The following is a 24092-nucleotide window of genomic DNA, read 5'->3' on the forward strand; positions in this document are numbered from 1 at the left end:
TCTGAAAATCAGTTTGAGTCAATACGCGGGGAAATACTTTTTCTGGTTGTGCACCTAGCAAAGTCGGATCAAGAATGCTTCTAATAACGCGAGAAACTCATGAAAATGGCATTCTGGGGATGAAATGGTGGCATCCAATGTCCGTTGCGTATTATCAGACAATCATACCAAAGTGGCGGAGGCTATGACGGCGTGAGCCATCCCAGCCCAAAATCCAACCATCCGCCCGTTGGGTGACGAGATACGGGAATCAAAAAGCATGAGCATTTTCGACAAACCATTCGATGACGCAAACCACCGGGCCCTTGTGACGGGAGCCGGCAACGGCATCGGTCGATCGATCGCCCAGGCACTGACAGGAGAAGGTGTCAGAACTCTTTTCGCGGATGTAAGTGCCGAGCGCGTTGAGGCAGCTGTTGCGGGAGCTCCCCGCCCTGAACTCGCCGTGCCATGGGTCGGCGATCTAGCCAAGCGGGAGCAATGCGACGCTCTCCTGTCTTTCGCTGCAAACGAAATCGGAGTGACAACCCACTTCGTTCACAGCGCCGCCCCGCCGAGGAAAGAGAGCGATCATTCGCTGGCCGTGACAGACGAAACCTGGGAAACCATGCGCTCGGTCAATGTCGACGCCGGTTTCCACCTTTCTCGGGAACTGGCCAAACCTTTGATACGTGCCGGGCGTCCCGGGTCGTTTCTGTTTCTCACGTCGCTCCATGCCGGCACCCCTCGCAACCTGCCGCACTACAGCACCTCTAAAGCTGCACTCGCCATGTTGGTCAAGGAACTTGCAAAGACCCTCGGTCAGTTTCAGATAAGGGTGAACGCCCTAGTGCCCGGTATCATCGATGCGGGCGGTTTCGTCGCCGACCCCTCTATGGTCCGCTTCATTCCGGTTGGCCGGATCGGTAGCAGCGACGACCTCGTGCCAACTGCTTTGGTCGTGCTGTCCGATAGGCTATCGGGCTACGTGACTGGGGCGTCGTTGGTGGTGGATGGAGGCGCTTCGCTGACAAACTGGTTTGACGCCCCGTCGCTTGGCAGGGACATTTAGCGATAAGTTCGGAACGCAGGAGCCCGACAGTGAATGCCGCCTGCCTCCTCACGCCGTCACTATCGATCAAATCGATATCCGCTATGCTGTCCATCGATTGGACAGATGGGGGAAGCAGGCTCAAGCTTTGACGGTCCTTGGAGACGTCCCGAAAACACCAAATGGAAGGCTAGCTGATGTCGATCTCAAACCGCATCGCCGAACTCAAACTTGAGTTGCCCATCGTCAAGGCACCCGCCGCCAACTATGCCAACGCCGTTCGCTCGGGAAGCTATGTCTACTGCTCGGGAACGGTCCCGGTCACCCCCGAAGGCGAGATCCCCAAGGGCAAGGTTGGGCGCGATCTCACGACCGAACAGGGTGCCGAGCATGCTCGATACGTGGGCCTGCACCTCCTTTCGATTCTCAAGGAAGAGGTTGGAAATCTCGATCGGGTCAAACGAGTGGTCAAGATTCTGGGCATGGTCAACGCCACGCCGGATTTCGACGAGCATTCGAAAGTCATCAACGGTTGCTCCGACCTGTTCGAGTCGGTCTTCGGCGTGAAGCATGCCCGGTCGGCCGTCGGCATGGGCAGCCTGCCTTTCGGCATTAGCGTCGAGATCGAAGCGATTTTTGAGCTTGTGGACTGATAGGGGAGGCCCGACCTCAGCTGTCGATCGATCCGATCGTTATCGGAAGCGCCCTGGTACGGGGGTCGGTCTTTTTATCGCTCTCGTCGAGGCACCTGGCTCGCTCGGCTAGGCGCGGACCGTCATAACGTCGCAGTCAGCTTGACGATAACCTCGCGCAGCCAGTGATGCGCAGGGTCCTTGTCATACGACGAGTGCCAGATCATCGAAACATCCGATTCCGGCAGGGGCAGGGGCACGGGGCTTGTCGCCAGATCGAACTGGCGTGCAAATATCCGGGCGGGACGCTCGGGCACGGTGGAGATCAACCGCGCACTCTTCAGGACGAAAGGAACCGCTGCAAAATGCGGGGTCACGACCGCGATGTTTCGCTTTAGGCCCTTTATGGCCAACGCGTCATCGACGACCCCGTGGGCATCACCCCGGGGCGATCCGAGGACATGGGGAACAGCAACGTAATCCTCGAGCATAACCGGCGTGTCGATATTAAGGTGGAACGGGTCGAACAGGCAAAGATACCCGGTCGCGTAGAGTTTTCGACGCTTGTGTTGCGTTCCACCCTCCGTCAACAACCCCGCGATGCCCAAATGCAGGCGATCCTGGTTGAGTTGTTCGAGGACGTCGAAACGGTCGATCGCCCGGATGCGTATTTTGATCTCCGGCGCATCCCGAGCCAACAACGCTAGAAGGCGGGGCAGGAGCGGCACCTCTATGCTGTCCGGCATTCCCAGGATGAATGTCCTGTCAGCCCGCGAGGCATCGAATACGCCATCGTGCAGCAGGTTCTGCTGGATGATCCCCAGTGCGCTTCTGATGGCGGGCGCGAGCGCCATCGCTCTGGGCGTCGGCCGGACGCCATCGGGGCAGCGTGTAAAAAGCTCGTCGCCGAACAGTCTACGAAGCCGATTTAGTGAATGGCTCATGGAAGATTGACCGATGCCCAGGCGCTCGGCCGCGCGCGTGACGTTGCATTCGGCGTGAAGGACGTCGAAGGCAATAAGGAGATTGAGGTCGACGCGGTTGAGCTCGGAATAGTCGATGTTCAGGAAGTAACTCCTCGGAGTGCAGCGGCGCTGGTGCAGCACGTTATATCCCACAACTCCAGAGCCTTCCACGGCTGGTAATTCGAGGAAAAAGGCCCGGCGTAAAGCCGGGCCAGGAGGTGCGGAGCTGTGATGGAACTCCGCGGGGAAACTAATGCTCGCGTCACCGCGCGAGGTACAGCCCTAGACCGAAACGTCCACGGCTTCGCCGACCGCATAAAAGTGGCCGCCTGCAACATAGTGGAGGCTTCGCCATTCCGAGTCGGCGTTTTCGAACTGCCAGTGCCCATCCCGAAATATCCGGCGATCGGCCCAAGCGCCGACGATTTCCGCAATGAAGAGATCGAACCAATCTTGAATACCCTTGGCGGGTATCACCTTACAAGCAAGCCAGGCGGAACAGCCTGATACGAATGGCAAGTCAAAACCGTCCATCTGGAGCAGTTCCACGCCCGACCGGACGAGTTTGTCTGGGGCCGTCTTCAGGGAATTGCTTCCAAGCGTGAATGTAAGTGCTGCTTGGCGAGCCGTCGGCACCTGAACGACGAATTGACCGCTCTTGTCGATCAATTCCCTTGTCGCCGTCTTAGCATCCAGAACCACCGTCAATTTCGGCGGTGAAAAGTCCAGGGGGCACGCCCAGGCGGCGGCCATGACATCGTCAACGCCTCCGCTGCGTGCGGATATGAGGACGGTAGGGCCGTGATTTATCAACCGGACAGCCTTTTCAAGCTCGACCGGAGCGATGTGCGAGCCTGCTGATAGCCAGCCGTCTCTCGGTACCGCTCCGGAAGTATGACCAGCAAGCGCCATGATGTCAGCGTGACTGGCGCAGGTAGGCCTGCAGGCTATCGCTGCCGCCGATGATAAGTCCCTGCATCAGCTTCTCGTACTTGCCCTCCGGATCGGGCTCCCTGAGGTCGAACGTTGCAGACCAACGTATGAAGGAACCGCGCTCCCGGGTCAGCGGCGTGACCGCGACCGTGAGGGTGTAGTTGTCGAGCGGCAAGGGAGCCTCCTCGAAACGATACGTCAGACTGCGTCTCACATCGTCCGTGGCGAGCAGGCGTTCTACGATTATGCCGCCGTCGCCGAGGATGAGTTTGCGAACGCACCCAACCATGCCGTCCGGCAGCTCGTTGTCGATACGGCTTTCCGCGATGTCGGAATGCCACTTGGAAATCTCACCGAATTTTTTAAGCACGTTCCATGCATGATCGGCGTCGCTGTCGATTACGTCGTTGAATTCGACCGATGGCATTTTTGAACCTCCCGATAACACTGCGCGCGTGATGGCAAGCAAGCCGCCACTGATTAGTAGTGATCCCTACAGACACTTTGTGTAATCTTTGCTACAGATGGTCAAGAGTACATTTTCAGAAACTTCGCCGCGGCTTCCGACCCCCTCAGACCCATGCCGCTCAAGCTCAAATTCGGCTTGACTACTACCGCTAAATTGTTCAGATTACGGTCTGTAACGACCACTACAGACGGACGACCGGGCGCGCGAGGTTCGCTTCATGCGAGCGATTTCGTTCGCGGGAACACCCGTTCAATCCACCGGAGAAATTCTATGACCAAGAATATCAAGACCATCCCGACGTCGGACTACGAGGAGATCATCGCGACTGTTCAGCATTACGTTGACGGTCTGAGAGTCGGCAAATCCGGCGACGTCGCAAAGGCCTTCAACAAGGACGCCGTGATGTACGGCTTCACCAATGGAAAGCTGCTGGGCGGTCCGATTAAGAATCTGTACGACTTCGTCGACGAAAACGGCACGGCTCCGGAAATCAAGGTGCGTCTCGATGTCCTCGGCATCACGCCGACGACCGCCGTAGTTCGCGTCGACATGGAGAAGGACGCTATTGGCGCTGACTACACCGACCTCCACACCCTCATCAAAATGGACGGCAAGTGGCAGATCATCGCCAAGGTCTACCACATGTACGAGGGCTAATCCCTCCCGAGACAGCCCTTGTCTGGAGGTCGTCAGCGAAATGCTGACGACCTCCTTTCGTTGGGTTGACCGCTAACGCTCAGGACTTGGCGCGGCTTTGTCTCTGCGATGCGAAGTGCTGGACGAAAGACGCCCCGATGTCGACAAGTTGTCCAACGAGGGCAGCTCCGGTTTCCGCCGACGAGAGGCGTGCATCCCCTCCGAAAATACCTTCAGGCGCGATCTCGTCGCTTTCCACGGGGATGGCGATGTCTATTCCTTCGAAGCTCACCGAAGCGAACCCCGACACGGGAAGCCCAATCACCTCCGGCGCGGCGGAAGGCGAGGGGATCATGTCCGTGCGGACAAGGTGGGGAAATAGATTAAGAGCAATGCTTGTCAGCGGGTCTGCTCCGTGACCCGCCGACAAACGGGCGCGGTCGGGGCCGAGAACCTGTGGAAGCAGGCGATGGGCGGCGTGCCACAGGTAGAGGCTCGGAACAAGGATGCCTTTGTCCCTGTATATCTCCTGCGTGACCGCCTGGATCGACTGAACATTTCCGCTGTGGCCATTCATGATGACCAATCGTGTCAGATTATGCCGGAGGAGGCAGTTGAGCATGTCCCTGGTAACGGTGGCGAATGTCGCGGGCGATAGCGCTATGCCGCCTGGCATCGAGCCGAAAAAATCGTTTCCCCCAAAAGGAAGAACGGGTGCGACAACCGTCCGGACGCCGTTTTCCGTCGCCTGTTGAGCGATCAGTTCCGAAATCCGCTCGGCGTGTAGGAAGTCGCCCATTGGAGCGTGCACGCCCTGATCTTCGTAGCTCCCCAAAGGGAGCAAGATCACCGGGTTTTCGGCGTAAAGAGCGCGCGCTTCGCCTCCGGTCAATTCTGCCATTTTAAACTTGGTCATCGATCCCTGCTACTTTCACTTGGTTCTTGAAGACGGTTGCCCGGCTGCGGTGAAAAGCGATCACCACACTGTCTGACGCGAGTTACGTTGGGGCGGTTAGGCTGCGCGTGCTTTCGCGACAGCCTGCGAGTGGCGTATGAGGTTGAGCACGTGCGAACGCAGTTCGCCGAACATGTGACTCTCGCGCGTCGTAAACTGGTCGCGGTCCTTTCCGAGATCGACCGTAACGATCTCCTGCACGCTGGCCGGATTTTTCGATAGAACGACGATACGATCGGAAAGATAGACCGCTTCATCGATATCGTGGGTGACAAGCATGACCGTCATGTCGCGGGAACGTTGCAACGAAAGCGTCAAGTCCTCGAGCTCCAATTTCGTCTGTGCGTCGATCGACGCGAACGGCTCATCCATCACCAGTACTTCGGGCTCGGTGACGAGCGCCCGGGCGATGGCGACGCGCTGCTGCATGCCCCCCGACAATTGCCAGGGATAGCGATCCTCGCTCCCCTGAAGGCCGACATTCACCAAGGCCTCTCGGGCAAGTCGTTTCACCTCCGAGCGCGGGAGGTGGCGATTGTAGAGCGCCAATCCGACGTTCTTTTCCGCCGTCATCCAGGGCATCAACGAGCGTGTATATTCCTGGAAGACGATCGAGATTTTCGGGTTAGGCCCCGTTTGCGCAGCGCCGTCAAGCATGACCTGCCCGGACGAAGCGGGCATGAGGCTGGTAAGACATCTTAGGAGCGTGGTCTTTCCCGCACCGGATGGGCCAACGACGCAAACGAACTCGCCGGGATAGACGCTAAAGGTGATGTCCTTGAGCACCTGAATGGCCGCGTTTCCGTGACCATAACTCTTGGACAGGCCTTGGATATCCATTCGGGGATTGGAACTCGTGTTCATGAAAACTCTCTCCGGGTTTCTTACCGTGAACGGGCAGAGGCGCGCGATTGGACGTACCATCGAAGGACGTGGTCGCGGATCGATACGAAAAGCAGATTCAACAGGAAGCCGAGAATGGCCAGCAACACGATACCCGCCCAGACACTCGTTGAGTCGAACGTCAGCTGCGCTTGCATCGTGACGTATCCGAGGCCTCGGATGGCGGCGAGCATTTCGCTGGCTACCATCAGGATGAAGGCGAACTGGAGGGCCGTCTGCATTCCACCGGCGATCGACGGGGCAGCCGACGGGAGCCACGCCACGGTGATTTCCTTCCAGATCGGTAGACGCAGGGCGCGGGTCACGTCGATCAAAGCCGGATCCGTCCTCCTTAGTCCGTCGATCGTGGCAAGCACGATCGGAAAGAACGCACCAAGCGCAATGATCGCAAGCTTGGAAGCATCGCCAATACCGAGCGTGAGTACAAACGGCGGTATCAGCATGATCACGGGGATTGATCGAGCGAAATCGAGGAGCGGTGTGAAAAGAAGCCTCAATACCCTAATGCGTCCCAGGCCCAGCCCTATCGAAATGCCGAGAGCCACGGCTATTGCGTATCCGGTCAGCAGATTCCGGAGGCTGGGTAGAACGTCGGAAACGAACCTGTCGAACAGCCAGAGTTCCTGGAACCGTTCGGCAATCGCCAGGAGGGTCGGAAAGTAGGGGTTGCGGTAGTTTGCAGTCCATAACCCGTACGCTGCGAGCAACAGCAGGGGCAGGGTGATCCCGAGGACAACTTTGCGTGCGCTTTTCATGCGGCTTCCTCCAGCGGGCGGCGACCATGCAGGATGGCTCGCTCGATGACGTTCACCGTGAAAGCGAACGTTATGCCGATCAGGCCGCTCCAGAGGATCAGGCCAAAAGCGAGATCGGATTGGGCGGCTTCCTGGGCTATGAGAATGCGTCTCCCGAGGCCAGGCGATCCGCCCAACAGTCCCGCTCCTATCGAAAGGAGAAGCGCAGCCGTTGCTCCAATCCGCACGCCAGTCAGGATGTACGGAGCTGCGCTTGGAAGGACGACGGCGGTTTGGACCCGCCGCCAGGGCAGTGTCATCGCCCGCGCCGTATCGATCGCGACCGGGTCAACGTCCCGGATGCCGACCTGCACCTGAACAAGGATCGGCCAGATCGCTCCATAGGCGGCGAGGAATATTCCGAGCTGACGTGTAGGGCCGAGGATGAGAAGCAGAAGCGGCAGAATGACGACGGCCGGAATGGGGCGCAGGAACTGAATGACCGGATCCAGCGCCTCGTTGGCGGGCTCCCACACTGCGGTCAGCAACCCGAGAGCGATGCCAACGACAAGGGCGATACCCAATCCAGACAATGCCATGACGAATGTCTCGCCGACTGACTGCCAGAACGAGCCGTTGCCGATGAGATGATAGGCTTCGCCGACGGCGGCGCTCATTGTCGGAATGCCGGAAATCCCGGCCAACGGACCGGCAGTGGTGAACCACTGCCAGACCGCGAGCCATATCGCGAAGCCCGCGACGGCCATCAAAGGACGGATGAACGGCACAGACACGATGTTGTTCATGGTCTTTACCTCCGATCCGGTCGCGAGCTCAGTTTGCGATCGCCTGGGGGATGACGACTGCGTTCAGGTCGATGTCGGCAGTGATGAATTTCGCCTGCTTCTCGATCGAATAGAAGCGTTCGAGACCCTTCATGTCCATCGAGGTGAAGTAGTAGGGCACAACGGCGTTCGCGAGGGATTTGGGATCGACCCCCTGCTTCTCGGCGGTCGTCTTGCGTACGAGATCGGGGTCTGCCCTCCCGAGCGCGGTCGCCTCGCGGATAGCGCAATTGAACCGCGCTGCGACTTCCGGATTCTCGAGAACCCAGGTCGTGGAAGCAACGAAGCCCGAAGTCGGACCTTCTTCAAACGTCTCTACGCCCGGCCAAGAGATGATGCGGTACCCTGCCTGCTCGGCTTTGACGATTGCTGGCTCTGCCGAATAAGCCGCATCGACCTGACCTGCCATCAACGCGTTTACGGCATCGGCGAAACCCATGACCACGAACTTCACGCTGTCGGGGTCGCCACCATGCTTTTTGATGACGAAACGGGTTGTGAGTTCCGACTGGCCTTTCACGTCGCCGACGACAACGGTCTTGCCGGAGAGGTCCCCGGGCGTTTTGATCGGCGAATCCGGAGCGACCATCAGGGCGTTGATTTCGCGTGTGAAGCCCTTCTCGCCAGCTTGCATCTTTTTCCAGTAACCGGGAGCGATGCCGGCAAACGGCGCGACAAAGGTCAGGGAAATGCCCCTGTCCATCGCCTGGAAAGTTGCCAGCGTGCCTGTAAAGGCGATATCGACCGCGCCGCCCTGTACAGCCGAAATCGTCGCGGGAAGCCCGGCGACCGTCTGGAAAGTGACGTTGAGGCCGTGCTTCTTGAATATTCCCTGATTGAAGGCGGCAAACATCGCTCCGTTGCTGACGATCGGAAGAGCCGCAACGCTGAGGTCGGTGATTTGGTCTTGGTTTGGCGCGTCGCACTTGTATTTCACAGCTGCCATGATGCGCTGCATTTCGTTTTGCTCGGCAGCATATGCGCCCGGGGCGCAGCAAGCGAATACAGTCGCGACGGCCGTTGCGATTACTTTCCTAATTGCCCTGTTCATCTTCGTTCCCTTTTTTGAATGATGATTTGGAAATTCGGGTTACTGGTCGAGGTAGATTGCCGAGCGTCGAACGAGTTCGCCCGCGCCGAACTTGTCGGTGAGCTTTACTCCCGAACGAAGGTCGATCCGCGCCTGGGGCTCGGCGTCCTGAAATTCGAAGAGGTGATCGTACATTTCATCGAAAGCGGAGGGATGGACGAACACGACGCCGTTCGGATCGGCTATGACGAGGTCGCCCGGGCGCACGATTGCGCCGGCGACGTTGACCGGAAGGTTGACGTCGCCGTCATTGCCCAGAAGCCGCGTCGTCACTGGGCTAAGGCCGCGGGCGAAGATCGGTACCCCCGTATCTTCGAGCTCGGCGATATCGGTCGCCATTCCGTCGATTACCACTCCCGCTGCGCCACGAAGGGAAAGCGCGAAACATACCATTGCCCCCACGCAGGCGCGCTCGCGATCGTGGCCCATCTCGACGACGACAACGTGGCCGGGTTCAACCAGGTCGGCCGCATAATGTAATGCGCTTCCGTCCATCGCCGACAGGCGTACCGTCAACGCGGTGCCGACAAAACGATTGGCTTTGGTTACCGGCCGGAGGCCAAGCGGGAAGCCATGGTTCTGCAGGTGACCCACGGTCGCCGGCTCTATTTTCGCCGCTCGGTCGAGTAGTTCGGATGGCAGGACTTTCGGCGTCGGTGCAATGCGAAACATATTTGCTCTCTCTCAGGCTATGACTCGGGCGGTCGGATTGACCTTGAAGCGCCTGTTTGCAACGCACGGGTTTGCGGCGCGAACCGAAGCAACACGGGAGGGAGAGATTTCAGCTGTCCGGGTTTCGGCACCTTCCATTAATTGCGCGACGACAATACCCATAGGATCGACGATCATGCTCGATCCCGTCGAGAGGGGCGCGGCCTGGTTCGACGCGATGACATAACTCGTGTTTTCGATAGCCCGAGCACGCACCAGCGTCTCCCAGTGGTCCTCTTTTCGTACCCCGGGCGTCCAGGCTGATGGCAGAAGAAGGATTTCCGCTCCCGCGTCGACAAGCAGCCTCGCGCTTTCCGGAAACCGGACGTCATAGCAGGTCATGAGGCCGAATACCGTGCCTTCGATATTGAAAATCATCGGTGCGGACGTGTTCGACGGGGCGATGATATTCGATTCACGGAGACCGAAGGCGTCGTAAAGGTGCATCTTGCGGTATTTGCCGATAGTCGCGCCCGTTGCCGACGTCACGTAGATCGTGTTGAAAACCCGGACTTCGCCGTCCACTTTTTCCATCATGCCCGCTGCGATCGCGATGGAATGCTGGGAAGCCAATGAGTCCAGCGTGCTGGAGAACGGGCCGGGCAGGGGCTCGGCGTTGGCGATGAAGTTCTCGTCGAGGCCATGTTTGAACCACATCGCCATCTCCGGGAAAACGATGAGGGATGCCCCCGCTTTCGCCGCCTCGGCGACGGCCTTCTCGATCGCCTCGATGTTCGACGCCTTATCGACGGTCGCTGCGAGTTGTCCGATGCTGACTTTCATCACCAAAGCTCCTTGCCTAGCGAAATTCTCAATTAATGTATACATCACGCATGCATCGTGCATGTGTTAGAAATATTGCACGCATCCCCGAGGCATGCAACAAGTATCTTGCTATTTGTGCGTTGATCCGGTTGAACGGCCGGAGCCGCGGCAGGACGCGGCGAAAGGAGACTATAAGGTGAAGAAATCGTCGGCCTTGGATCGAGCCTATACCTGGGTAAGGGAGCGGATTCTTGATGGCACCCTTCCCGGCGGGAGCTACATCGACGAGGCTACCGTCTGCCAGGCAACTGGCGTGTCCCGAACGCCCGCGCGGGAGGCCTTCAATCGCTTGGAAGGGGAGCGCTTCATTACGCTGGTGCCGCGGAAAGGCGCGCAGGTCCGATCGATTAGTTCCACCGATCTCCTTGACGCGTTTCATGCTCGCTTGATGATCGAGCAGTTCGCCGCGACGGAATTCTGCGTCGAACGGAAGGCAATCCCCGACGCGATGCGTACCAACCTCGAAGTAATGAACGGGGTCTGCGATTTTTCCACCACCGACGCCATGCTGGTCTACATAAACGCGGACCGCGAATTCCATGCGGCGATGGTGCAGACCCTTAACAATCGCCCGATTTTTGAGTTCTTCGAATCTTTGTGGAGAAACAATTCGGGTGCAGCCATCAATCGAGGCCAGATGCTTCGGTCCGAAAGCTGGCTCGCCACGAACCACGCGCAGCACCGGAAGATTCTGGCCGGGCTGGAGGCGTACGATTTGGATGCGGTGGTCGGGACGTTGCGAGAACATCTCCGTTGAACCTTGTTTCCCAATCGCCAACGTGAGGTGGACATGTGTCCGTCATGGCTCGACGTGATGCACGTGATAGCTGTGAGGAGGAGGCCCCTCGCTGCGATCGAGCGACCTCGGTCTGGTCATTACCAGTTCCGCGCCGGAAGAAGGCGCGGATACTTCATTACTTGACCGGCATCGCCGCGGCAGGAAGCAGGCCGCGGGGCCGAAACAACAAAAACCCAATCAGGATCGATAGGATCAGCGGATCGCGGAAAACCAGGTAATCGGACGGAAGCACGATCTGGAGGGCAACCTCCATTACTCCGAGGAAAAACCCTCCGGCCACCGCGCCCGTCAAACTGCCCATACCGCCGACGATCGTCGCGACGAATGCCTTTACCAGCGGTGTGAAGCCCATGTCCGGGGTTACCGACCCGCGCATTGAAACCCACAGCAGGGCGGCGACGCCAGCCAGCAAGCCGGACAGCGCGAACGCTATGGCGTAGACCGTGTTCACCTTGATGCCCATCAATCTCGCTACGTCGAAGTCCTGGGCCGATGCGACGAGCGATAGACCGAACCGCGTGCGGTTCAGGAAAAGGTTGAGTGCGATGGCCAGAAGCGCAACGGTGACGATTGAGATCAACTGCGCAGCGCCGATGTAAACGCCCCCCACATTGAAAGCGCCCGTCAGGAAGCCCGGCATGTTAAGGGGCTTGGGCAGCGCGCCAAACGCCACCTGGAAGATCACCTGGAGAGCTCCGGATATAGCGAAGCTCGTGACCAGAAGGGTCATGGGGTTAGCCCCGCGCAATGGTCGAAACGCGATACGCTCCATTGCGACCGCTGCGATCATGCACGCGATCAGGGAGAGGATTACGGCCAGCGGAAACGGTATGCCCGCACCCAGTGAATAGAACAACGCATAGCCAAAGAGCGTGAGAAGCTCCCCGTGGGCGAAGTTGATGAAGCCGAAAATACTGAATACGATTGCCAGCCCAAGGGCGATCAGCGCGTAGACACCGCCGAGGCTCAGGGCATTGATGAGATATTGAATGAAGATTTCCATGGTCGCACCTATGCCGCTTCGATCGGGTCGGCGACCCCGAGATATGAATGCCGGACAAGATCGCTTTTAAGGATGTCGTCCGAATCCCCACTTGCCACGATACGGCCGTTCTCGAGCACGTATGCCCGGTCGGAGATCGAGAGGGATTGGAAGACGTTCTGCTCCACGAGCAAGATCGTGAATCCCTCATCGCGCAATTCGCAGATCAGATCGAAGTTTTCGGCCACGATCTTCGGCGCGATTCCAAGAGAAGGTTCATCGAGAAGAAGGACCTTGGGAGAAGACATCAACGCTCTCGCGATAGCGAGCATCTGCTGCTCTCCACCCGAAAGGGTTCCAGCGAGTTGGTTGCGACGCTCATGAAGGATCGGAAACCGGGCGTACATCCGGTTCAGGACCTCTGGGTTGCGCCAGTCCTTGAGGACCATGCCGCCTAGAAGGAGGTTTTTCTCAACGCTCAATCTCGGAAAAACGCGCCTCCCTTCTGGAGAAAGAGTCATGCCCCGCCGAACGATCTGAGCCGCTCCCACTGCCGATATGTCTTCACCCGCCAAGGTGATCGTACCCGCTTGCGGTACGATCAGCTTCATCAGCGCAGCAAGAGTGGAGGTCTTGCCGGCACCGTTGGGACCCAGGAGAGATACGATCTCGCCTTGGCCCACTTCGAAGCTGATCCCCTTGACGGCTTCGATCGGTCCATATCGAACGACCAGATTTTCAACGCGGAGCATGACGTGACCTTACATAATCGGAGCAGGGATATCGGCAGTGTCGATCGTGGCGGCTTTCATGAAGACGCCCTTGCCACTTTTGATCTCGAGGAACGAGATCGGCACCATGGGACGGCGTTCGAAGCCCGTGTAGGAGACCTTGCCGTTGGGAACATCGAAGTCCTTGATCTTGTCCAGGGCGGCGCGGATCGATGCGGAATCCGTGGCGTCAGCGTTCTTGATCGCTTCGATAAGGACCAGTCCGGCGTCATAGCCCACGATCCAGGCCGAGTTGTCCACCTGGTCAGGATGCGACTTGCCGAAGACTTTGGCGATTTCCTGGTATTTGCTGCCTTCGACCGGCATGCGGTTGGAGAGGACGATCGTATTCTCGACCAGATCGCCGAGAGCGTAGAACGACGGGGAGTCGATACCGTCGGCACCTACGATGCGCGACTTGATCCCGGCTGCTCTCGCCTGGCGCAGGAAAGCCGGCAGGTCCGGTTCGAACGCTGCGGTCATGATTGCGTCGGGTTCCGCAGGGAGCGCCTTGATCTCGGCAATGATACCCCCGAAATCGGCTTGTTCGAAAGTGAAGTTTCCTTTGCCGACGACCTTGCCGCCGTACTGTTCGAACGTCTTGGCGAAGTATTCCGGGACATATTCCGTATATGTATTATCCGACGACTTGAGAAGGTAGGCGGTCTTGATGCCGAGGTCCTTTGCTGCGAAGACGCCCGTGGAGCCGCCACTGACGTTGTCGCTGAAGTTGGCGAGGTACATCCAGTCGCCGACTTTCGCAGGGACGTCGACCTGGGTGGATGTTCCTGCGAACATCAACACGCCCTTCTTCTGGCCGGACCGACCCGCCGCGACGGAACTGGTTGCATCACAGCTCGTGAAGAGCACGTCGACACCCTTTTCAAGCAGAGCGTCGACCGACTTGATCGCCTCCACGGAGCTCGACGCGGTATCCGTTCCCTCGGTGACTTCGATCTTGTACTTGCCGCCAGCGCCGCCTTTCGCGTTTGCTTCGTCGAAGGCCATGCGAAGGCCGAGGGCATAGCCGACGTCATAAGCGGCAGCCCAGCCCGTGTGTGCCAGCGAGAAGCCGACGCGCACTATCTTGTCCTCGGCGAACGCGGGCGAAACGCCGGCAATACCGACTGCGGCGACACCGCCGAGCATTGTGGCGAGGACGGTTCTGCGGCTGACGTGCGAAGCAATCCTGTGATCTGACCCAGTCATTTGAAACCCTCTTTTTGGTTGTTCGTGATCCATTCGGCCTGCGGGAACTCCCTCAGGTCGTTTTCTTTCTCCTGGCGGCGCGGACCTCCTGGCTGCCAAGATATGCTTCGATCACCTTCGGGTCGTTTTGGACCTTCTCGGCCGAACCCGAAGCGATCATCTCGCCCTTGTTGAGGACGTAGACCTCGTCGCAGAGGCGCATGATCAGATGCAAATCATGCTCCACGATAAGGATGCCGAGCGCGAATTTCTCGCGGATGGACAGAATTGCCTCGATCAGGCTGGCGGTCTCTTTCGGGTTCATTCCCGCAGCGGGCTCGTCGAGGAGGAGGAAACGCGGCTCCAGAGCCAGCGCTCGCGTGATCTCGAGTCTGCGTTGTGCGCCGTAGGGCAGGGCGGAGGATTTCGTGTCGGCGAGCTTTGCCAGATCGAAATGCTCGAGGAGGGACAAGGCGTAGCTTTCCACTCCCGTCGCTAGGTGGCCACGCGCGAGCGCGGAAGATACCACGTTTTCCAGAACGGTCATTTCGCTGAAGAGGCGGATGTTCTGAAAGGTTCTGCCGAGGCCTGCACGGGCGATCCGGCTCGAGGGCCATCCGACTATTTCCTGCCCGTCCAGAATGACCTGTCCGCGGGTCGGCTGGTGGACACCGGTCAGATTGTTGATGAGCGTCGTCTTGCCCGCGCCATTCGGCCCGATGAGGCCAACGATCTTCCCCGTTTCGACCTTGATCGACACATCGTTCAGTGCGCGGACCCCGCCGAAATCGATTCCGATGGCATTCGTTGCGAGCGTGGCAGCGGGTCTTTCCGAACGGCTTTCCACCGCACGAAGGGACGCAACGTCGATGGTCGACTCGGACAGCCTGGGACGTTTGAACATGGAGAGCGACAGCTCACGACTCCCCATGATTCCGGCCGGGGCTTTATACATCACAACGAGGATCATCAAGCTGAGCAGGATTTGGGTAAGGCCCCAAATCGGCGGAAAGCTGATTCCGGCAATGCCACCGCCGCTTTCGATGGGTTTAACAATCTCGACCAGGGCGGTGATGAGAAGGGTGCCGATAACCGCGCCGGATATTGACCGCTTGCCGCCGACGACCAGCATGGCGATTAGCTCGAATGTAAGCGTGAGGTAAAAGTCATGGGGTTGGAACGCGCCGATTACATGGGCGAACAGCGCGCCGCAGAGACCCAGCACCACAGCACTGAGTGCCCACGCTTCCAGCAGTCTGCGGTTCGGATTGATGGCGCTCGACGTCGCCGCCACCTCGTTGTCTTGAAAGGCGCGGAGCTGCAAACCCAACCGGGAAACCTTGTAGGCGAAGGCAACAGCGATTGTGGCAAACACGAAAATGTAAGCCGTAGGCAGATTGACGAGTTCGGGCACTCCATAGATGCCTTTCGTCCCGTTGGTGATGTTCGTTGCGCCCTTGAGCACGAAATTGACGATCACCAGCAGCCCGAATGTCGAAACGATCGCCGATGTTTCCCGCAGTCGCGAGAGGGGTAACCCCGTCAGAACACCGAAAACCAAGGAAATAACGGCTACGATCAGAAGAGATTCACCAAGCCCCATATTTGAGTTGGCGAGGAACGCGGGAAGGTGCCGTAGTGAATCAGCCTTGATTTCCGGCGGTGTGGTGAGAAGTGCCGTTGTATATGCACCGACCGCGAAGAAACCGACGTGGCCGACCGTCAGAATGCCCGAGTTTCCTGTATAGATGTTCAACCCGACAACAGCCGCGACATTGATCAGCACGAGGACTACGAGGCGCTCGACCGACGGACCGATTAGGGCGAATGGCAAGGAGACCAAAAGCAGGAGGGCGCACAGAAGAAGTGCAGATCCGGCGGCTTTGCGGAACCGGCGTTCACCCCACAAGCGGGTCTTGGGGGCGTCAAGGTTCGTTGACACGGCGGGAAGCCCGCCTGCCTTCACTTGTTGCATGCTAAATTCCCCTCTACCTTTTTCGGCGAGTTCTATTTTTCTGTAGTGGTTGCTATAGACGTTAATAGCGAGTGATACAGACCGTCAACCATTTTTTGATGTCCGTCGCATTTTTAACAGACAATCTGACAATGATGCAATTTCAACGATAAGAATCCACGGTCGACAGGGAAACACGCGCGTTGCGGGCATTTCGCACGACCGCTCCTTCCCGGGTCGACGCAGCGGAACATCGAGCGCAGGCAGGGGGAAAATGTTGGGGGGGTTCTAGCTGTTTACGCGCTGTGTCGCTTTGCACGGGCGGGAGCCGGCGGAATCAACGTCATCGCGACTGCGGCCACGCGCTCCAGCTCTTCATGCGAGACACCGTCCCGGGCTTGGATCGACATACCGTGGAACATCGTGTTGAGGGTCGACGCCAGCGTGTCGACATCGATTCCCTCGGAAAACTCGCCATCGGCCACGCCCCTTTTGAGGCGAACGAGGAAGCATTCCTTCCCTTCTTCGCGCAATGCTTTGAGGGCGTCGTTGACGTCTTGCGAGTCCTTGGAAACGTTGGCGGCTCCGAGGACGACCATGCAGCCGCAAGGGGCGTCTTGGGACGTTAGAATGACGGCGGCGTCCCGAAAGAAGCCCGCCATCGCCTTTCGGACATCCGGTTCATCTTCCAGCCGTTCCCACGCGTCGTTCCAGTAGACGTTTTCATAGTGATTGACAGCTTCCATGAAAAGCTGGGCCTTGTTGCCAAAGGCTGCGTAAACGCTGGGTGGGTTGATTTCCATTGCCTCGCACAGTTCGGCAATCGATGCAGGCTCATAGCCACGCTTCCAGAACACCCCGAGGGCCTTCTTCAGGACCGCCTCGCGGTCAAACGTCCTTGGCTTCCCTTTGCTCTGATGCTGAGGGATCATCGAATTCTCCGAATACTCTCACGAACCGTGCTCTAGGTAACGTACATAATCCATCTGTATCGATCTTTAAAGAGCTCGCGGTTGGTCGGATTTTATCGGTCGTGTGACCTTGCCCGAACCGAACATTTCCAATAAGTGTATCGATCGCTACAGTAGATTAGCAGTGAATCTGACAATCTGCAGGCGGCTGGATGGCGGCGTTCGCCTAAGCACGCTTGGCTGGCGTTCGCCCATATCAATCAAGCATGACCAACAGGGAGGTTTTGAGAGTGACCGGTAATTCAGAAGGCAAATATCCGACCCGGCAACTGGGGAAGTCAAAAGTCGCAGTTACGTCGGTAGGCTTCGGCACCGTGCCGTTGGCTGGGTTCAAGGCCAAGGCATCCTATGCGGATTTCGAGGCCGTTATCAAAGCCGCCTATGACGGTGGCGTGCGATATTTTGACTGCGCGCCAATGTATGGATTCGGTAAAGCCGAATATTACCTCGGCCATGCATTGCGGGAACTCGGCATTCGCAACGACGTAGTCGTCAGCACGAAGGTCGGACGCGTCATGAAGGCCGCCAGCAGGGTCAAGAAACTCGATACCGTTTACGGAATCGAGTGGGTCGATCCCCTGCCTTTCCTGGACACTTACGACTACACCTACGACGGTATCATGCGGTCGTTCGAGGACAGCCAGGTCCGGTTGGCCCTGGACTATATCGACGTGCTCCTCGTTCACGATCTCGGCCGGGCGTGGCATGGCGACGAGGCTGATGTTTATTGGAAACAGATAAGGGAAAGCGGGTACAAGGCGCTCGACGAACTTCGGAGCGGCGGTGCGGTATCCGCGCTCGGCCTAGGCGTTAACGAAACGGAGGCCGTGGTAACTGTGGCACGGGAGTTCAACATCGACTGCGCGCTCATTGCGGGTCGCTACACACTGTTGAACCAGGGTCCACTTGCTGGCGATTTCGCCGAGCTTCAGCAGCGCAACGTTTCGGTTATCGCGGGTGGCGTTTTCAATTCCGGCATTCTCGCAACCGGCGTCAAGGGCGCGGGGGCGACCTACGACTATGGTTCCGTGCCTGAAGAGGTCGTGCGCAAAGTCAGAACCATCGAGGAAATCTGCGAGAAACATCGGGTGCCCTTGAGCTCGGTAGCAATCGAGTTCGTCTTGATGCACCCCGCCGTTGCGACGGTCGTGCTCGGCGCGCAGAACGTTTCTGAGGTGAAGCAAAACCTCGCGTCGTCGGGTACCGCTATCCCGGTTGAACTGTGGACGGATCTGAAGGTCGCCGGGATTATTCCGGAAAATGCGCCAATGCGCCAAGTGGCCTAAGGCGCGATTAAACAGGTCCCGCACTTAGCCTCGCGGCGTAGTGCGGGATCGCGCCCGGGAGGTATGCAGCGCCACATACGCGTGGACTAGCCCCATAAATCCTGGACTGTTCGACTCGTACATCAATCACAATGTGAAGGAATATTCCGTCTGGCGTTTGATGATTACGTTGAGCGCTGGGTTACGACATCTCGATCGAAGTCCACCGTTTGGGCAGGGTGGTGGCCACATTTCGCTCCAGACTAACCCTGAGGCGGGGAAGGCTGTTACGCTCGTCTAATACCGAAAAACCCTATGGTCCCTGATCGTTCGCAGAAACTGCCAGGAGTAACTACTCGTTCACGAAGTAATGCCCGTCGGCCTCCTTCTTCTTAACGGCACCGAAAAGGTTGCCCTTCTCCAGGTGAGCGTCGATATCGGCTTCCTGCTCCCTCGCGTATCCAATCCGGCACCAGTCCAGGTGAAAGGGCTCGCCATCCTTGGAAAGGAGGACTCCGACACCCTTCGTGGTGTTGCCGAGGTACTTGGCCATACTGGTCAGGTCTGCGCGTGTTCGCCTGCGGGACCGGTCATAGGCCACCCGGGGGTTATCGGCGAGAACATGAAGCGACGAGCGTGTCAGAACCCGCAAAATTCTCTCGAAGTTAAGTTTTCTCGCTCTTCGAAGCCGAGGAAGGATATGTTTATCGTTTTTCACTCCTGTGTCACATTTCGTCTTCGAGAGGCACTGGGTCTTTGACAGTGGGTGTTCAAGCAGGCGGTGCCCTCTCCTTGACAGTGAGAAGTCGTACGTTTTTTGGCGACCGAACGCGTACCCGCGGTTCTCGCACAATCGTATGGATTGGACATCGAACAGAAAAACCAGAGGGAACAGAAGATGAAGATCATCGGAAATACCGGACTATTGGTCGGTGCGCTTTCGGCAATGCTGGGCGCGATGCCAGCCAACGCCACAACGCTGGAGAGCGTCAAGCAGAAGGGCTTTGTCCAGTGCGGCGTAAGCCAAGGCAGCCCCGGTTTCTCGCTGCCGGATGCGCAGAACAACTGGACCGGAATGGACGTCGATTTTTGCCGCGCCGTGGCCGCCGCGGTATTCAACGATCCGAAAAAGGTCAAGTTCACACCTCTCTCCGCGAAAGAGCGCTTTACCGCCCTTCAGTCGGGAGAGGTCGACATACTTTCGCGCACCTCTACGTGGACGATGAGCCGCGATACCTCGATGGGCCTGTTGTTTGCGGGTGTGCTTTACTACGACGGGCAAGGCTTCATGGTGAAGAAGTCCCTTGGAATCGACTCGGCGTTGAAGCTTGACGGCGCGGCGGTTTGCGCTGGTACGGGCACGACCACCGAATTGAACGTCTCCGACTATTTTAATGCCAAAGGCCTGAAGTTCACGAGCGTTGCGATCGACGACTCCAACCAACTGCGCCAAGCGTACGAGGAGGGCCGTTGCGACGTGCTGACGAGCGACCAGTCCGTGCTGTACAGCGAGCGCCTACAGCTCAAAGCGCCGGACGATCACGTTGTCCTTCCCGAAATCATTTCGAAGGAGCCGCTTGGTCCGGCGACCCGTCAGGGTGATGACCAGTGGTTCAACATCGTCAAGTGGACCTACTTCGCCCTCCTGACCGCTGAAGAAGACGGCATCACAAGTTCGAACGTGGACGAGATGCTGAAGTCCACGAACCCGGAAATTCAGCGCTTGCTCGGCGTCAAAAACGCCGACGGCACCGCCGCGGGCTTCGGTAGCGGTATCGGCCTCGACGAAGACTGGGTTGTGCACATCGTAAAGGGCGTGGGGAACTACGGAGAGATGTTTGACCGGAACCTGGGCGACAAGTCGGAACTCAAAATCGCACGTGGCAAGAACGCGCTCTGGAAGGACGGCGGGCTGCAGTACGCGCCGCCGATCCGGTAACTGCCAGTGCGGCGGCCCTCTGGGGCCGCCGCATCGGGCCTGCCAGGTTCCACTACGCACAGGTGAATCCAGTGACGTCCGTAAAAACAATTAGCCGCGGCAGCGACGGCGGGTTTTGGCGCAATCCCAAGCGCCGTGCCCAGGCCTTCCAGATCACGCTCGGGTTGGCCTTGTTTCTTTTCCTCTGTGGCATCTCGGCCAATACCGCCGCGAACCTGGGAAAGCTGAACCAACAGCTCTCCTTCGGGTTTCTCGGCAGATCCGCGGGGTTCGAGATTTCCCAGACCCTGATTCCGTACAAAAGCGTTTCCACCTACGGGCGTGCATTGGTGGTGGGTCTGGCGAATACGGTGTTGGTCTCCGTCCTTGGTATCGTCGCGGCGACCGTCCTTGGCTTTACAGTCGGGATCATGGGGCTCTCGAAGAACTGGATCGTGTCACGTATGGCGGCTGCCTACATCGAGTTCTTTCGAAATATTCCGTTGCTCCTTCAGGTTTTCGTTTGGTACTCGGTCGTCATTGTCCAGACGCTTCCGTCCCCGCGCGAGGCTTGGACGGTCTTCGGCTATGCCTACATCTCCAACCGCGGGCTGATGATCCCGTCGCTTTCGGGAGCACCCGACAAAGGCGCTGTCATTTGGCTCCTGGGGGCAATCGCCCTGGCGTGGGTCGCGATCCTGATCATCTCGGGACTGGTTCACCCGGAGGAGGGGGCGAAAACGAAAACGGGATTGCGCCTGTCCCTACTCTTTCTCGCAATCGGAGCGCTGCTGGTCTTGGTCATGGGTCGACCATTCGAACTGGAAGCGCCGACGAAAACGGCATTCAGCTTCTCCGGCGGCATTACGATCATTCCCGAGCTAATCGCTTTGCTGCTCGCTCTCTCGGTATACATGGCGACCTACATCGCCGAAGCGGTGCGCGCAGGCGTAATGGCCGTCAACCGGGGACAGGTAGAGGCGGCGGCCGCACTCGGGCTTGGCCCCCTCAGGACGACGAGGCTTATCGTCGTCCCACAGGCAATGCGCATCATCATTCCACCGTTGAGCACCACCTACCTCGGTCTTATCAAGAATTCCTCGCTCGCGGTCGCCATAGGTTATCCGGACCTCGTTGCCACCGGGGGCACGATCCTCAACCAGACGGGAAAAGCCATTGAAATCGTTACAATCTGGATGGTTGTCTATCTGTCGTTGAGCCTCGCAACCTCGCTGCTGATGAACTGGTTTAACGCAAACTCCAAACTGGTGGAACGCTGATGGCCGCCTTTGTCAGAACCGAAGATAGTCCACGTTTGCCGCCTCCGCCCAGCGCTTCCGGTATCTGGGGCTGGCTTCGGCTCAATCTCTTCGCAGGACCTGGCCAGACCGTCCTGACGCTGTTGTTCGGAGCGACTGTGCTGTGGTTCGCCTGGACCGTGCTGAAGTTCGCGGTCCTCGCGGGCATCTGGGACGGCGCTGATCGTAACGCTTGTCTTGCCAGCCCGACGGGTGCTTGCTGGCCTTTGGTGAGGGAAAAAATCGGCCAGTGGATATACGGATTTTACCCGATCGATCAGCGCTGGCGGGCAAACGTCTGTTTCGCGCTCCTCGTCGCGGTGGGCATACCCATGCTCGTCCCGGCGTTGCCATTCAAGCGCGTAAACGCTTTGCTTTTGGTGACGGCCCTCCCGCTGAGTGTGGTGATCCTACTTTCCGGAGGCAACCTCGCGTTCGGACCGGGGTCATATATCACCGTCGCGGTTTGCCTTTTGTTGATGACCGTGGCTGTGCCATTCGCGTCAACCGGGATAGAAGAAGTCCTGAGAACAAATCGGCTCTGTGTACTTGCCACCGGGATCGCGCTGGCTGCTGGCCTGTGTTTCGCCGTATTGGCGGCAACAGGTTCGACGATGGCTGTACTCGGTTCCGTTTCGGGCCTGATTGCGGTGTGCGTGACGGTTGCCGTCGGGGCGTTGGCGATGCGACGCCAGATGAGTTCGGGGCAGGGGTTCGTCCTGCTTGCGGTGTCGGCGTCGGTGTTCGCGGGCATGGCGGCATTGGATTACGATTTCGGGCTTTCGACCGTAGACACTGCCCAGTGGGGCGGACTTCTCGTTACGCTCATCGTCGCCGTGGTTGGGATCATAACGTCGCTGCCGTTGGGGATTGTGTTGGCGCTCGGCAGGCAGTCAAGCATGCCTTTGGTGAGGACGCTTTCGGTCGGCTTCATCGAAATCGTGCGCGGAGTTCCACTGATAACCGTGCTGTTCATGTCGAGCGTGATGCTGCCGCTTTTCCTCCCGCCGGGCATGTCGTTTGACAAGCTCCTCCGCGCGCTGATCGGAGTAGCGCTTTTCTCGTCGGCCTACATGGCGGAGGTCGTTCGCGGTGGCATCCAGGCGATCGATCGAGGACAGTACGAGGGCGCAACCGCCCTTGGTCTTCGGTACTGGCCCATGATGATAAAAATAGTTCTGCCTCAGGCCCTCAAAATCTCCATCCCAAACATCGTCAGCAACTTCATCAGTCTCTTCAAAGACACGACGCTGGTGCTGATTATCGGGGTCTTCGACCTGCTTGGGATCGTACAGACCACGTTGCGGGATCCGAAATGGGCCACGCCGACATCCGCTGCGACAGGCTATCTCGCGGTGGCGTTAATGTATTGGGTATTCTGCTTCGGCATGTCCCGCTATGCGAAATATACCGAAAGAAGACTACACAGGGGGCACAAGCGGTGACTATGGCGGAACCAAAACAAGCGGCGCTCCACGGCGCATCCGATGTCGCAGTGGATATCGTCAACATGAACAAGTGGTACGGCGATTTCCACGTGCTGCGCGACATCAACCTGAAGGTCATGCGCGGCGAGCGCATCGTTATCGCCGGCCCCTCGGGCTCGGGCAAATCGACGATGATCCGCTGCATCAACCGCCTGGAAGAACATCAGAAGGGCCAGATCATCGTCGACGGCACCGAGCTGACCAACGATCTGGAGAAGATCGACGAGGTCAGGCGCGAAGTCGGCATGGTGTTCCAGCACTTCAACCTCTTCCCGCACCTGACGATCCTCGAAAACTGCACATTAGCACCGGTCTGGGTGCGCAAAATGCCGAAGAAGCAGGCGGAAGAGGTCGCCATGCACTTTCTGAAGCGGGTCAAGATCCCCGAGCAGGCCAACAAATATCCGGGCCAGCTTTCCGGCGGCCAGCAGCAGCGTGTGGCGATCGCCCGGTCGCTGTGCATGAACCCCAAGATCATGCTGTTCGACGAGCCGACCTCGGCGCTCGATCCCGAAATGATCAAGGAAGTGCTCGACACCATGGTAGGCCTTGCCGAGGAAGGCATGACCATGCTCTGCGTCACCCACGAAATGGGATTTGCCCGCCAGGTAGCGCACCGCGTCATCTTCATGGACCAGGGCCAGATCGTCGAGCAGAATTCGCCGGCCGAGTTCTTCGACAATCCGCAGCACGAACGCACCCGGCTCTTTTTGAAGCAGATACTGTAGGCCA

The 24092-nt window shown here is 58.3% G+C and carries 25 protein-coding genes; 9 read left to right on the plus strand and 16 right to left on the minus strand.

Annotated elements, in window-relative coordinates:
• Positions 1–259 precede the first annotated feature (259 nt).
• Both EFB14_RS07305 and EFB14_RS07310 read left to right on the plus strand, forming a co-directional pair.
• Entirely contained in the window at positions 260–1051 is a 792-nt protein-coding gene (locus EFB14_RS07305; RefSeq protein WP_126823996.1) for an SDR family NAD(P)-dependent oxidoreductase, read from the plus strand.
• Between the two features lie 176 nt (positions 1052–1227).
• Positions 1228–1683 (plus strand): RidA family protein, encoded by a 456-nt coding sequence (locus EFB14_RS07310; protein ID WP_126823998.1) that lies wholly within the window; start codon positions 1228–1230, stop codon positions 1681–1683.
• A 122-nt stretch (positions 1684–1805) separates the two neighbouring features.
• On the opposite strand, the gene EFB14_RS07315 is transcribed toward EFB14_RS07310, so the two are convergent.
• The 3 genes from EFB14_RS07315 to EFB14_RS07325 form a co-directional block, all read right to left on the minus strand.
• Positions 1806–2768: a LysR family transcriptional regulator gene (locus tag EFB14_RS07315; RefSeq protein ID WP_245434834.1), complete on the minus strand. Its 963-nt coding sequence runs from the start codon at positions 2766–2768 to the stop codon at positions 1806–1808.
• Between the two features lie 141 nt (positions 2769–2909).
• Positions 2910–3539 carry a flavin reductase family protein gene (locus EFB14_RS07320; protein WP_097594863.1) on the minus strand — a complete coding sequence of 210 codons (630 nt, stop codon included), beginning with the start codon at positions 3537–3539 and terminating at the stop codon, positions 2910–2912.
• Positions 3540–3543: 4 nt separating this feature from the next.
• A complete protein-coding gene (locus EFB14_RS07325) occupies positions 3544–3987 on the minus strand; it encodes an SRPBCC family protein (protein ID WP_097594862.1) in 444 nt (147 codons plus the stop codon).
• Between the two features lie 312 nt (positions 3988–4299).
• Between EFB14_RS07325 and EFB14_RS07330 the strand changes: the two genes are divergently transcribed.
• Positions 4300–4686, plus strand: a complete 387-nt coding sequence (locus EFB14_RS07330) for a nuclear transport factor 2 family protein (RefSeq protein ID WP_097594861.1) — start codon at positions 4300–4302, stop codon at positions 4684–4686.
• A gap of 79 nt (positions 4687–4765) precedes the next feature.
• Here EFB14_RS07330 and EFB14_RS07335 read toward each other — a convergent pair whose 3' ends face one another.
• The 7 genes from EFB14_RS07335 to EFB14_RS07365 all read right to left on the minus strand — a co-directional run bounded on the left by EFB14_RS07335 (position 4766) and on the right by EFB14_RS07365 (position 10686).
• A complete protein-coding gene (locus EFB14_RS07335) occupies positions 4766–5581 on the minus strand; it encodes a creatininase family protein (protein WP_208661844.1) in 816 nt (271 codons plus the stop codon).
• A 96-nt stretch (positions 5582–5677) separates the two neighbouring features.
• Positions 5678–6484: an ABC transporter ATP-binding protein gene (locus EFB14_RS07340; protein WP_097594860.1), complete on the minus strand. Its 807-nt coding sequence runs from the start codon at positions 6482–6484 to the stop codon at positions 5678–5680.
• Between the two features lie 20 nt (positions 6485–6504).
• A complete protein-coding gene (locus EFB14_RS07345; protein ID WP_097594859.1) occupies positions 6505–7278 on the minus strand; it encodes an ABC transporter permease in 774 nt (257 codons plus the stop codon).
• Complete coding sequence (locus EFB14_RS07350) at positions 7275–8063, minus strand: ABC transporter permease (RefSeq protein WP_126824000.1); 789 nt, start codon at positions 8061–8063, stop codon at positions 7275–7277. The genes EFB14_RS07345 and EFB14_RS07350 overlap by 4 nt, the downstream gene beginning before the upstream one ends.
• 28 nt (positions 8064–8091) lie before the next feature.
• A complete protein-coding gene (locus tag EFB14_RS07355) occupies positions 8092–9048 on the minus strand; it encodes an ABC transporter substrate-binding protein (RefSeq protein ID WP_164737496.1) in 957 nt (318 codons plus the stop codon).
• Positions 9049–9192: 144 nt separating this feature from the next.
• Positions 9193–9864, minus strand: coding sequence for an RraA family protein (locus EFB14_RS07360; RefSeq protein WP_126824001.1), 672 nt, complete (start codon positions 9862–9864; stop codon positions 9193–9195).
• Between the two features lie 12 nt (positions 9865–9876).
• Positions 9877–10686 carry a carbon-nitrogen hydrolase family protein gene (locus tag EFB14_RS07365; RefSeq protein ID WP_165932284.1) on the minus strand — a complete coding sequence of 270 codons (810 nt, stop codon included), beginning with the start codon at positions 10684–10686 and terminating at the stop codon, positions 9877–9879.
• A 178-nt stretch (positions 10687–10864) separates the two neighbouring features.
• Between EFB14_RS07365 and EFB14_RS07370 the strand changes: the two genes are divergently transcribed.
• Positions 10865–11485, plus strand: coding sequence for a GntR family transcriptional regulator (locus EFB14_RS07370; RefSeq protein ID WP_164737498.1), 621 nt, complete (start codon positions 10865–10867; stop codon positions 11483–11485).
• A 157-nt stretch (positions 11486–11642) separates the two neighbouring features.
• On the opposite strand, the gene EFB14_RS07375 is transcribed toward EFB14_RS07370, so the two are convergent.
• From EFB14_RS07375 to EFB14_RS07395, 5 genes are all read right to left on the minus strand, one after another.
• On the minus strand, positions 11643–12530 hold the full coding sequence (locus EFB14_RS07375; RefSeq protein ID WP_183604845.1) for a branched-chain amino acid ABC transporter permease: 888 nt from the start codon (positions 12528–12530) through the stop codon (positions 11643–11645).
• An 8-nt stretch (positions 12531–12538) separates the two neighbouring features.
• The gene (locus EFB14_RS07380; RefSeq protein WP_126824005.1) at positions 12539–13261 is read right to left on the minus strand and encodes an ABC transporter ATP-binding protein; all 723 of its coding nucleotides are present in this window, start codon (positions 13259–13261) and stop codon (positions 12539–12541) included.
• Positions 13262–13270: 9 nt separating this feature from the next.
• Positions 13271–14488, minus strand: a complete 1218-nt coding sequence (locus tag EFB14_RS07385) for an ABC transporter substrate-binding protein (RefSeq protein ID WP_164737499.1) — start codon at positions 14486–14488, stop codon at positions 13271–13273.
• Positions 14489–14540: 52 nt separating this feature from the next.
• A complete protein-coding gene (locus tag EFB14_RS07390; protein WP_097594851.1) occupies positions 14541–16442 on the minus strand; it encodes a branched-chain amino acid ABC transporter ATP-binding protein/permease in 1902 nt (633 codons plus the stop codon).
• A 275-nt stretch (positions 16443–16717) separates the two neighbouring features.
• Positions 16718–17353 (minus strand): TetR/AcrR family transcriptional regulator, encoded by a 636-nt coding sequence (locus EFB14_RS07395; protein ID WP_126824007.1) that lies wholly within the window; start codon positions 17351–17353, stop codon positions 16718–16720.
• A gap of 269 nt (positions 17354–17622) precedes the next feature.
• On the opposite strand from EFB14_RS07395, the gene EFB14_RS07400 reads away from it, so the two are divergent.
• On the plus strand, positions 17623–18678 hold the full coding sequence (locus tag EFB14_RS07400) for an aldo/keto reductase (RefSeq protein WP_245434818.1): 1056 nt from the start codon (positions 17623–17625) through the stop codon (positions 18676–18678).
• Between the two features lie 331 nt (positions 18679–19009).
• Here the strand turns inward: EFB14_RS07400 and EFB14_RS07405 are convergent, their stop codons facing one another.
• Positions 19010–19210, minus strand: a complete 201-nt coding sequence (locus EFB14_RS07405) for a hypothetical protein (protein WP_097594848.1) — start codon at positions 19208–19210, stop codon at positions 19010–19012.
• A 345-nt stretch (positions 19211–19555) separates the two neighbouring features.
• Between EFB14_RS07405 and EFB14_RS07410 the strand changes: the two genes are divergently transcribed.
• The 4 genes from EFB14_RS07410 to EFB14_RS07425 all read left to right on the plus strand — a co-directional run bounded on the left by EFB14_RS07410 (position 19556) and on the right by EFB14_RS07425 (position 24088).
• A complete protein-coding gene (locus EFB14_RS07410) occupies positions 19556–20596 on the plus strand; it encodes an amino acid ABC transporter substrate-binding protein (RefSeq protein ID WP_097594905.1) in 1041 nt (346 codons plus the stop codon).
• A 71-nt stretch (positions 20597–20667) separates the two neighbouring features.
• Positions 20668–21855, plus strand: coding sequence for an amino acid ABC transporter permease (locus tag EFB14_RS07415; RefSeq protein WP_245434816.1), 1188 nt, complete (start codon positions 20668–20670; stop codon positions 21853–21855).
• The gene (locus tag EFB14_RS07420; RefSeq protein ID WP_097594847.1) at positions 21855–23318 is read left to right on the plus strand and encodes an amino acid ABC transporter permease; all 1464 of its coding nucleotides are present in this window, start codon (positions 21855–21857) and stop codon (positions 23316–23318) included. Before EFB14_RS07415 ends, EFB14_RS07420 begins: the two co-directional genes overlap by 1 nt.
• Positions 23319–23320: 2 nt before the next feature.
• Entirely contained in the window at positions 23321–24088 is a 768-nt protein-coding gene (locus EFB14_RS07425) for an amino acid ABC transporter ATP-binding protein (RefSeq protein ID WP_097594846.1), read from the plus strand.
• Positions 24089–24092: the final 4 nt, after the last annotated feature.

This window comes from Rhizobium fabae, from assembly GCF_003985135.1.
GTDB lineage: Bacteria > Pseudomonadota > Alphaproteobacteria > Rhizobiales > Rhizobiaceae > Rhizobium > Rhizobium pisi.